This is a genomic window from uncultured Enorma sp., assembly GCA_905210055.1.
Taxonomy (GTDB): Bacteria; Actinomycetota; Coriobacteriia; order Coriobacteriales; family Coriobacteriaceae; genus Enorma.
Map to the genome: position 1 here is coordinate 1 of CAJLVH010000061.1, position 10,678 is coordinate 10,678.

Here is a 10,678-nt window from a genome sequence, read left to right on the forward strand (position 1 = left end):
AAACCAGCAAAGCCACCTGTCAAAATGAACCCGTCCCCAATGGCTGCCCCAATGGCTGCAATGGCTACAGCCTAGGCTCCTACGAGCGCGCGGCAGAAATCGTGAGCGTCAAACTCCTGCAGGTCCTCGATGCGCTCCCCCACACCCACACGGTAGATGGGGAGCCGCAGCTTGGAGGACACTGCAAGCGCGATGCCGCCCTTGGCGGTGCCGTCGAGCTTCGTCAAGATGATGCCGTCGAGGCCGAGTGCCTCGTTGAACTCAAGTGCCTGGTTGAGGCCGTTTTGTCCGGTACCGGCATCGATTACCAGCACGACACGTACGGGCATGGGGCCGGCAGCGCACTTCTCCGCGCGCTTGCGCGTGACATTCACGACCTTTGCAAGCTCGCGCATGAGGTCGCTCGAGGTGTGCAGGCGCCCCGCCGTATCGATGAGCACGAGGTCGGCGTTCTGCTTGTCGGCCTCATCGAGCACGTCATAGCACACGCTCGCGGGGTCGGAGCCGCGGTCGCGCTTCACCACGGGCACCCCCGCACGCTGGCCCCACACATCGAGCTGTTCGATGGCGGCGGCGCGGAACGTGTCGGCCGAACCGATCACCACACGCTTGCCCGCCTCGTGCGCGGCGCTCGCGATCTTGCCCACGGTCGTCGTCTTGCCGGCGCCGTTGATCCCAACGAAGAGCACGCATGAGGGAGTCTCGCGAAACGGATCGACCTCGATGGGCGTGAAGCGCTGCTCGAGTTTATCGGCGAGCGCCTCACGGAGCTGGTCGGCGGTCTTCAGGTTCTTGCGCGCGGCAAGGTCTCGCAGATCGTCCGAGACGTCCATGGCGATCTCGGCACCCATGTCGCCCATGACGAGCGTATCCTCGAGCTCTTCCCAGAAATCTTCGGTGACCTCGCCGCCGAAGTAGAAGAGCTCGTTGATGGCCTCGCGGCTGCGCTCGAGCCCGCGCGCGAGCGCGTCAAACAATCCCATTATGCATCCACGACCTTTCCTGTTGCGCGGTTGAGCTTCTGGCTCACCACACGGCTCACGCCGTCTGCCTGCATCGATACACCGTAGAGCACGTCAGCGTCCTCCATGGTACGCCGCTGGTGCGACACCACCAAAAGCTGCGTGGAGCGGCGCAGCACATCGATGGCGTCGAGCAGCTTGGAGAGATTCGAATCGTCGAGAGCGGCCTCGACCTCATCGAGCACATAGAACGGCACCGTACGCGTGCGGTACACGGCGAAGAGCAGCGCGAGCGCCGTGAGGCTCTTCTCGCCGCCGCTCATAAGCGTCATCTTCGTGATGCGCTTGCCGCGGGGCTGAGCCACCACCTCGATGCCGGTCTCGCTCGGATGTTCGGGGTCGGTCATCTCGAGATGCGCCTGACCTCCCGGGAAGAGCATGGCGAAGACCTCGCGGAAGTTCTCGTCGACCTTCTCGAAGGTGGTAAGGAAGGCGGTGCGCATCTTGCGATCGATCGCAGCGCTGATCTTCGTGAGCGACTTGCGCGCCGCCTCGAGATCGGCAAGCTGGGCTGCGATGTAATCCGCGCGCTCGCGCAGGCGCTCATATTCCTCCATAGCGACCTGGTTCACCGGACCTAAGTTGTTGATCTGGCGCACGAGGTCTTGCAGCTCGCGCATGCACGCATCGCGATCTTCGGGCTCCGGCAGCATGAGCGCTTCTTCGAGCACCGTCGTGCCGTCGGCCGTGATGGCCTGAATCGCGCTTTCCACCTGCACCTCGAGCTTGCCGCGTTCAACCTGCACGGAACTCTGGGCAGACATCGCTTCGTCGACCTCCGCCTTCGCAGCGGCAACCTCGGTCTTGGCGTCCTCGATGGTCTTCTTGAGCGAAGCGGAATCGGCCTCCTCAAGCGATGCCTGGTCGCGCAAGCGCGCCGCCCACTCCGTCGCGCGCTCGGATAGCGCGGTGTAACGATCGTGTAGCGGGTCAACGCGTAGACGCAGCACCTCGAGCGAACGAGCCGCCTGCGTCGTGGCACGGATACGGCGATCGAGTCCCTCGAGGCGCCGCTCGAGTTCGGGCACGCGACCCTCGAGCGAGCGGACGCGCTCCGAAGCCTGGGCACGGCGAACGCGGGCGTCGCCAAGCTTGGTGGCAGCTTCCGCATCCTCGCGACGCAGGCGGTCGAGCTCATCGGTCGCCTCGGCGATTTCCTGCGCAAGCTCGCCGGCTCGAGCGCGCGCCTCGTCGCGGGCGCGCTCGAGCTCCTCGGCGCGCGGGGCAGCGGCGCGTGCCTGCTCGGCAACCTCCGCACGTCGCCGCTCGAGCTTCGAATACTCGGCCTGCGTGCTCACGAGCGACTGCTCGAGTCTGCCCGTCTCCTCACGAGCGGAACGAAGCTCACCCTCGAGCTGGGCGATCTCGCCTGCAGCATCGCGCTCCGCAGCTCGTGCCACATCGAGCGCACGCTGGCCTTCCACCACGCGCGCCGAAGCCTCATCGAAAACCGTGGAAAGATCGGGCTCGATATCATCGAGCTCGCGAATGCGGCGCTTGCGCTCAAGGATGCCGGCAGACGAATCCGCCTGCTTGCCCAGGCGAACGACGCCGCTCGCACCCACGCGCGCCCCATCGCGGCTCACGTAGACGACGCCGGGGACAACGGGGGCAGCGAGCGCTTCCACGAGCGAATCGACGAGATAGACATGGCCGAGAAGCGACGAAACAGCCTCAAAATAACCCTCGCGTACGCGAATGAGGTCCAAAAGGCGGCTTCCGGCGGCGTCGGGAACGGCATATGCACCGGCGCTATCCCGCGCGATGAGCGTGGCGGTACCCGAAACGTCCTCCTGGCACAGGCCTGCCTCCCCTGCCGCACGCATGCGCTCGCGGTTGTCGAACACGAGCGCCTCGACATCGCTTGCAAGCAGCTGCTCGACGAGCTCTTCAAGCTCTGCAGGCACCTCGATCACATCGCCGAGACGCGCTTGCACGTCGAGCCGGTCATCGCGTGCGAGCGCGGCGGCGAGCGCCGAGGACTCCCCCGTGCGCTCGTCGAGGCGCTTCAAGCTCGCGAGCTCGGAGCGCACCTCGGAAAGGCGGCCGCGCGCCTCGGTTTCCTTCGCACGGAGCTCCTCGAGCGCGCGCTCGGCGCTGCCGCTCGTCTCACGAGCCTCGTCGAGATCAGCCCGCGCGGAACCGAGCAGCTCCTCGAGCTCCTCGATACGGCGTCGGCGCGCCTCAAGCGAAGCCCTCACGTTATCCGCGCCCTCCTGGATCTGCTCCAGGCGCGAGGCGAACATGGAATCTTCCAGTTCAGCATTGGAAAGCGCCTCGCGCGCGCGGGCGAGTCCGAGCGTGGCATCGTCTGCGGCGCGCTGCGCCTGGCGCTGTTCGCGCGTCGAGGTGGCGATGCGTTCGTCGAGCTCCAAGCGGCGCTCATGGGACGCCCGCGCGGCGGGCTCGAGCTGCGCAACGTCGTCTTCAGCCACAGCAAGCGCAGCCCGAACCTCGTCGAGCGCGGCACGCGCCTGCTCGAGATCCTCGCTCACACGGCGGCGCTGGTGCTCAGAGCCAGAAAGGGTGCCGCGCATCTCGGAGAGACGGCTCACCATGTTGTGACCCTTCTCCTCCAAAAGGCGCATGTCGGAGCCCAGACGACCGATGATGTCCTGCATTCGCCGGCGCTGCTCACCGAGGTCGCCCACAAAGAGGCCTTTCTCCTCAAGCAGCACCTGGAGCTTCTCGAGCTCCCGCTCCTTCTCCGCTAAACGAAAGCGCGCGAGCTCGAGGGCAGCATCGCACTCCTTGGCGCGGTGCTCGCAGCCCTCCCATTCGCCACGCAGGCGCCTAAGCTCGTCCACCGCAAGGATGCGGGTGAGCTCGTTGGCGCGCTCGGTGAGGTCGCGGTGACGCCGGGCACGATCCACTTGGCGCTCGAGCGGACGAAGCTGGCGCGTGATCTCGCGACTGATGTCACGGGCACGCGTGAGGTGCTCGTCCATTGATTTGATCTTGCGAGCGGCGCGTTCCTTGCGGCGCTTGTGTTTCGAAATGCCCGCCGCCTCTTCGATGAGCGCGCGACGCTCCTCCGGCCGGCTCTGCAGGATGGAATCGAGCTTGCCCTGGGAGATGATGGAGTGGGTATCCTTGCCCAAGCCAGAATCGTGCAGGATATCTTGGATATCCATGAGACGACAGGGGCTCTGGTTGATGAGGTACTCGCTCTCTCCGGAACGATACATGCGGCGCGTGATGGCGACCTCGTTGAAATCGACGGGCAGCACGTGATCCGAGTTGTCGAGGACGAGCGTGACCTCTGCCACGCCCACGGGCTTGCGCGCCGACGAACCGGAGAAGATGACGTCCTCCATGGCCTGACCGCGAAGCTGTTTGGCGCTTTGCTCTCCCAGTACCCAAAGGATTGCGTCTGAGATGTTCGATTTACCCGAACCGTTGGGGCCGACGATGACCGTGAGGCCGGGTTCGAACGACATGTGGGCGCGGTCAGCGAACGACTTGAAGCCCTTCAGGGTGAGTGACTTGAGGTACACGGCCGCCCCTTACTTGAACTTCTTGTTGAGAATGACGCCGCCGGTGGTATAGCCCATGCGCTCAAGGGCATCAAGCGCCGCAGCGGCTTCCGCCTCTTTCTTGGAGGAACCCGTCCCCTTGCCCTGGCGCGCGCCGTCGACGAGCACCACGGCGGTGAATACGGGCTCGTGCGCAGGGCCGGAGGTATCGACGAGCTTGTAGGCAGGTGAAACCTTATGGTCGCGCTGCACGCATTCCTGCAGGTAGGACTTGGGATTGGTGGGATGCTCGGCGCGATCGGCGGCAAGGTGCGGCTTTAAGGTGCGTATGATGAACGCCTCTGCTGCCTCCCAGCCGCCGTCGAGGTAGAGCGCGCCCACGAGCGACTCGTAGACGTTCTCGAGCGCGGAGTAAAGGCCGCGGGCACCGGTGCCGGTCTCGGAGGCGCCGAAGATGATGCAGGTGTCGACGCCAAGCTCGCGGCCGACCTCGGAAAGCGTCACGCCGGAAACGAGCGAGACCTTGAGGCGCGTGAGACGACCCTCGTCGAACTGGGGATAGCTCTTGTAGAGCGCAAGCGCCACGACGGAACCCAGAATGGAGTCGCCGAGGAACTCAAGGCGCTCGTACGACGCCGAAACCGGCTGCCCCTCCACGGCGGAAGGGTGCGTGATCGCGCTTTGCAGCAGGTCGCGGTCGTGAAAATCGTGGCCGCAAATCTCTTCGGCGAGTGCGAGCTTTTGAGAGATGAGCAAAGCCCGTGCCTCCTACTGCGCAGCCTCGATAGCGTCGAGCGCATCGGAAACGGACGCGATGGTGAGCAGACGCTCCTCATCCATCTCGATATCGAATTCGTCCTCGATGGCGGTCACGAGCTGAAGGCGGTCGAGTGAGTCCGCGTCCAGGTCGTCGAACGTGGTCTGTTCCGTGATCTCGTCGATATCGATGCCGAGAACATCACTGGCGATCTCAGCTACTTTGTTGAACATCTCGGTGCGGTCCATGCGCATCTCCTCTCCTCACCGGTAAACCGGCACAGATGGTCCGTATTGATTCTACCGCATGGAGGACGTCGTTGTGTTCAGCTTCATCAGCTCAGGAAGAAAGGGATGGGTCGCTCGGGGACGCGCCCCAAACGGAACGAGTTAGCTAGGAACATGTTCCTTCCAACCCTTTTGATTCGTGTATGAAAAATGGGTTGAGAGGAACACGTCCCCAGCCAACCCATTCAGACACATTAGCGAACGATGGTGCCGACGGCCTCCACGACGCTTTCGATGAGCCCCGCGCGCACTGCTTCCGCGGTGGCGAGCGTGCCGTTCTTCACGGCCTCGACCGACGTCGCGCCGTGTCCGATGAGCACCACGCCACGCAGACCCAGCAGGATCGCGCCGCCCTTCGCGTCACCCGAGAGCTTCTCCTTGATGGCAGCGAGGTCGTTCTTGATAAGGAGCGCAGCGATCTTGCCCTTGAGCGAACCGAGCAGCGCACCCTTGAGCTCGGACATGATGAGCTTCGCTGCGCCCTCGGTGGCCTTAAGCGCGACGTTGCCGGCAAAGCCATCGGCCACGACCACGTCGTAGTTCCCAGATACGACGTCGCTGCCCTCGCAGTTGCCGGCGAAGCCCTCGAGCTCGTCGCTCAGAAGCGCAAAGCATTCCTTGGTGAAATGGGAGCCCTTGGTATCCTCCGTGCCGTTGGAGAGTAGGCCGATCCGGGGCTTGGCGATCCCACACACCACGCGGGCGTAGGCGGCGCCCATCTGCGCGAAGCGCAGCATGTCGCCGGGCTCGATGTCGGGATTCGCACCGAGGTCGCAGAAGACTGTAAGACCGCCGGTACGGTTGGGGACGGCGGAGGTGAGACACGGGCGCAGCGGCCGCCGCTCGCCCGCCTCCTCGTACTTGAAGGGCGTGACGTAGGCCGTGGCGGCAGCAGTGATGGCACCTGTCGCCCCTGCAGAAAAGAAACCCTGGCAGGTGCCCTTCTTCACCGCGCGACACGCGACGACGATCGAAGACTTGCGCTTGCTCATAACCGCTTTGAGGGGATCGTCGGCCATCTCGATCACATCGGGCGCGACGAGCGCCTCGACGCGGGGGCGCTCATCGGCGAAGGGAACCACGAGCTCTTCGGGACCCACCGCCACGACGATGAGCGCAGGGTCTGCGGCAAGCGCCGCATCGATGCCCGCGAGCACGACCTTCGGCTCCTCATCGCCGCCCATGACGTCGACGGCAACGCGCACTTCTTCCATGCCAGCCTCCCTAGGGCGATAGCGAAATGGCCGACTCACCGAGCCGGCCATTGCAGAATACACAGCAACCGAGTGCGTATGCTACTCGGTGACGATGACCTCGCGGTCCTTGTAGAACCCGCAGTTGGGGCAGACGTGATGCGGAAGCTTCACGGCGCCGCAACGGGGGCACGTGGAACGAGAGGGGGCATCGATCTTCATGTTGGCCGAACGACGGTTATGCGTGCGAATGCGACCCTGCTTTTGCTTAGGTACTGGCATGATGACCTTCCTTATATACTCACCGTAAGGCACGAATACGCGCAAGCAGTGATACTAGCACACTGCAGGGTGCCCTGTACAGGGTTTTTTGTGAGTTTTGAGTGGCCACGCCGGGGAATGTCAAATTAGCCCAGCGACTTTTTTACATCAAACGATGTCTTCAATGAAGTGAAAAGGTTTTCATCGGGCGATGTAAAAAAGTCGCTGGGGTAATTTGACATTTCTCGGCGAGGAACTGACGTCCGACGCGCTACTCGTCGTCCTCGTCGAACGTGAGGTTCTTGAGCACAGCGAAGGGGTTGTCGTCGCTCGCCGCATGTTCCTCGGCGGCGCGCTCGGCGCAATCGCACTGCTCGCGATTGAGATTCGCGCCGCACGTGGGGCAGAGCCCCTTGCAATCGGGCTTGCAGAGCACGACGAACGGGGTATCCATGATGACGGCGTCCGCGATGGGCTCGGCGAGGTCGATCTCGCGCGTAGGGCCGATTACCTCGAAGCCATCTTCGAAGGCATCTGGGTCGTCTGGTTCATCGAAGAGATAATACTCCTGGATCTCGCCGGCGATATCGAGGTGAGCAGGGTCGAGGCACAGATCGCACGTGCCCGTCGCCTGCGCGCGCACGATGCCGCTCACAAGCACGCCGTCGCCGGTGTGGGTGAGCACCACATCGTAGCTCACGCCGTCCTCGAGCGTGAACTCCTTCTCCCCCATCGTGTACGAGGAAGCATCGACCTTTCCTGCAACGGCATAGCTGTCACCGGGGTTCTCGAGATGGTCGGCAAGGGCCACGACCACCGGATCGAAGAGCGCCATGGTTACCAGGCACCGTTCTGGTTCGCAGAGGACGCGCCCTCGTTCAGCTGCTGACGGCAGCGCGTGACCGTCGCGGTGAGCGACTTGAGATTCTCCTCGAGATGGGTAAACACCTGCTCGGCGTAATCTTCGGCAGCATAGCGCGTTTCGCGCTCGTACTGCTGGGCGCGGTCGCGGATATCGTCGGCCTGCTGCTGCGCGAGGCGCACGATCTCCTGCTCGCTGGCGATGGTGAATGCCTGCTGCTGAGCATCGGCGATGATGGAATCCGCCTGAGACGCCGCGGAGGCGATGAGCTCGTCGCGCTCCTTAATGATACGACGCGACTTCTGCCACTCCTCCGGGTAGCTCATACGGATCTCATCGAGAATGTTGAAGAAGACCTCGGTCTCGATAACTTTGAACTGCGCGTTCTTGCCGAAGGGAGGCTTTGCCTCCTCGATAAGCCCCTCGAGTTCGTCTACCAAGCTCTCGATCCTCTCACCAGGAAAGTTGCCGCCCGGCATCCGGTCTCCTTTCATAGACAGTCATATCGATTCCTCATGGTACCACAGAGCGCGGCGCAAACCCCTAGAAGCGACCTTTGAGCGCGGAGGCCACATTTTGGGGCACGAGCCCGGAGACGTCCCCGCCGAACGAAGCAATCTGGCGCACCACCGAAGAGGAAAGGTACCCGTACTGGGGGCTGCTCATCACGAAGATCGATTCGAGGTCGGGGTCCAGCTTGTAGTTGAGGTCTGCCTGCTGCAGCTCATATTCAAAATCCGTCATCGCGCGCAGGCCCTTCACCACGGCGCCCGCCCCCACCTCGCGGGCGAAGTCGACGAGGAGCCCAGTGAACGGACGAACCTCGACATCTGCAAGGCCTTCGGCTTCAAGCGCGCAACGAGCGAGCTCGACGCGCTCATCGAGCAAAAAAGTCGTGCCGACGCCGTTTTTTCCGAGCGATTCTGCGACGGCGACCGTCACCTTGGGACAGATGCGGCGCGCGCGGCGCACGACGTCGATGTGGCCGCAGGTGATGGGGTCGAACGTGCCGGGTACGAGCACGTGGTCAATGGTCTTGCACATATCGTTCCCTCCGGGCCGCGGCACTGGCGCCACGCCCGTCCGATGCTGAACCTACTTCAGAGCATTCTACCGAATCTCACGGTAAAACCCCGTGCGTTTTCAGCACCCATAACGCCCCATGCATTAGTTGGCGCGGCGCAGCACGTCGATGGTGGTGGAACCGTAGCGCTTCTCGCGCACGAGCTCGAAACCCTCCGGGCGTGCTCCCGCGAGATCGCTTCTATGCTCGAAAAGCGCGATCGCACCCGGAACAAGGAGCTCCTGTTCGGCGAGTGAGCCGAGCAGCTCCTCTGCGGGTGCCGGGCCAAGCTGGTAGGGCGGATCAATGAGCACAAGATCGTAGGGAGCGAGCGGCATGCGTCCCCGCGCGGCATGTGCGAGCACGTCTCCGCACGTCACACGCCACCGTCCGGATTCAGCGCGCAGCATCTCGAGGTTCCGGCGGACAAGCGCTGCGGCCGTGCGGTCGATATCGAAAAACGCGCACGTCGCCGCCTCGCGCGAGAGCATCTCGATGCCCATCGCCCCCGAACCGGAGAATGCATCGAGCACGCGTGCGCCCTGAAGCCCCTCCGGGAGCGCCGAGTCCGCGATCGACGCGCACGCCTCGCGCACGCGGTCGGTCGTGGGCCTCGTGACGTCGCGACCGCGCGGTTCCTCGAGCCGCCTGCCGCGCCATGTTCCCCCGACAATCCTCATCCGCCGCTTACCTCCCGAAACACATCTCCGTAGCGCCGCACGACCTCATAGCGCAACGGCAGGGTCGCCGTCGCTTCAAGCGTATGGGCATAGCGCAGAATCTCCTGCGCATCCGCATGCGCGGCCTCGATGACGGTAGCATCCGCGTCGAGATCCACGAATCGCAGGAAGACCCCGCCATGCTGCCGCAAACCCAAGATCTCGCCCTCATGGCGCAGGCGAAGGTCGAGCTCGGCAAGGGCGAAGCCGTTCGACGTGCGCTCAAGCGCGGCGAGGCGCTCCTGCGCGGTGCTGCGCGCGCCCTTTGCACCGGAACCGGCCATGATGAAACAGCGCCCAGCAAAATCGCCGCGGCCCACGCGTCCGCGCAGCTGATGCAGGGTCGCCAAGCCAAACCGCTCCCCGTCCTCGATGAGCATGACCGTGGCCTCGGGAACGTCGACGCCCACCTCCACAACCGTCGTGGAGACGAGCACCTGCGCCTCGCCCGTACGGAACGCCTCAATCGCGGCGTCCTTCTCCGCAGCGGAAAGCCTGCCGTGGAGCGCGCGGATCGATGCGTCCGGAAACACATGGCGCAGATGCTCCACCTCGCGCTCGACGCTATGGAGCGCAGGCGCGGTTCGGGCGGCGCCTTCGGCATCCTCCCGGGAAGCGGGGACATCGTCAAGCTCAGAGGCGTCGTCGGATTCGGCGACGAGCGGGCAGATGACATACGCCCGCTGTCCTTGCGCCAGGCATTCGCGCAGGGCGCCGTATGCGACGTCGCGGTTCGCTTGCGAGAGCACCTTCGTCTCTACGCCCGACCCCGCACGCGGGCGGGTGCGTATGACGCTCGTATCGAGGTCGCCGTATACCGAAAGAGCAAGGGTGCGCGGAATGGGCGTCGCCGTCATGACGAGCAGATCCGCCCCCGGCCCCTTCGCGCGGAGCGCGTTGCGTTGACCCACGCCAAAGCGGTGCTGCTCGTCGATCACCACGAGCGTGAGCCGCTGGAAGACGACATCGTCGGAAAGCACCGCATGCGTGCCAAAGAGCACGCTGAGTTCGCCTGCGGCGAGGCGGCGTGTGATCTCC

The 10,678-nt window shown here is 64.1% G+C and carries 11 protein-coding genes; all 11 read right to left on the bottom strand.

What is annotated here, in order from left to right:
• Positions 1 to 71: 71 nt before the first annotated feature.
• Positions 72 to 983 (bottom strand): signal recognition particle-docking protein FtsY, encoded by a 912-nt coding sequence (ftsY, locus tag QZ079_RS05250; protein WP_297036002.1) that lies wholly within the window; start codon positions 981 to 983, stop codon positions 72 to 74.
• On the bottom strand, positions 983 to 4,519 hold the full coding sequence (smc, locus tag QZ079_RS05255) for a chromosome segregation protein SMC (RefSeq protein ID WP_297036005.1): 3,537 nt from the start codon (positions 4,517 to 4,519) through the stop codon (positions 983 to 985). The genes ftsY and smc overlap by 1 nt, the downstream gene beginning before the upstream one ends.
• Positions 4,520 to 4,528: 9 nt before the next feature.
• Positions 4,529 to 5,254 carry a ribonuclease III gene (gene rnc / locus QZ079_RS05260; RefSeq protein ID WP_297036009.1) on the bottom strand — a complete coding sequence of 242 codons (726 nt, stop codon included), beginning with the start codon at positions 5,252 to 5,254 and terminating at the stop codon, positions 4,529 to 4,531.
• A gap of 12 nt (positions 5,255 to 5,266) precedes the next feature.
• On the bottom strand, positions 5,267 to 5,503 hold the full coding sequence (locus tag QZ079_RS05265; RefSeq protein ID WP_291288598.1) for an acyl carrier protein: 237 nt from the start codon (positions 5,501 to 5,503) through the stop codon (positions 5,267 to 5,269).
• A 233-nt stretch (positions 5,504 to 5,736) separates the two neighbouring features.
• The gene (gene plsX, locus QZ079_RS05270; protein ID WP_291288597.1) at positions 5,737 to 6,756 is read right to left on the bottom strand and encodes a phosphate acyltransferase PlsX; all 1,020 of its coding nucleotides are present in this window, start codon (positions 6,754 to 6,756) and stop codon (positions 5,737 to 5,739) included.
• 81 nt (positions 6,757 to 6,837) lie between these two features.
• Positions 6,838 to 7,017: a 50S ribosomal protein L32 gene (gene rpmF / locus QZ079_RS05275; RefSeq protein WP_291288596.1), complete on the bottom strand. Its 180-nt coding sequence runs from the start codon at positions 7,015 to 7,017 to the stop codon at positions 6,838 to 6,840.
• Positions 7,018 to 7,267: 250 nt separating this feature from the next.
• Positions 7,268 to 7,831 (bottom strand): DUF177 domain-containing protein, encoded by a 564-nt coding sequence (locus QZ079_RS05280; protein ID WP_297036016.1) that lies wholly within the window; start codon positions 7,829 to 7,831, stop codon positions 7,268 to 7,270.
• A 2-nt stretch (positions 7,832 to 7,833) separates the two neighbouring features.
• Complete coding sequence (locus tag QZ079_RS05285) at positions 7,834 to 8,337, bottom strand: ATPase (RefSeq protein ID WP_291288594.1); 504 nt, start codon at positions 8,335 to 8,337, stop codon at positions 7,834 to 7,836.
• Positions 8,338 to 8,401: 64 nt separating this feature from the next.
• Positions 8,402 to 8,902 (bottom strand): pantetheine-phosphate adenylyltransferase, encoded by a 501-nt coding sequence (coaD, locus tag QZ079_RS05290; protein WP_297036020.1) that lies wholly within the window; start codon positions 8,900 to 8,902, stop codon positions 8,402 to 8,404.
• Between the two features lie 123 nt (positions 8,903 to 9,025).
• Entirely contained in the window at positions 9,026 to 9,601 is a 576-nt protein-coding gene (gene rsmD / locus QZ079_RS05295) for a 16S rRNA (guanine(966)-N(2))-methyltransferase RsmD (protein WP_297036022.1), read from the bottom strand.
• The coding region (locus QZ079_RS05300) for a helicase-related protein (RefSeq protein ID WP_297036027.1) at positions 9,598 to 10,678 on the bottom strand (1,081 nt) is incomplete at its 5' end. The genes rsmD and QZ079_RS05300, both read right to left, overlap by 4 nt.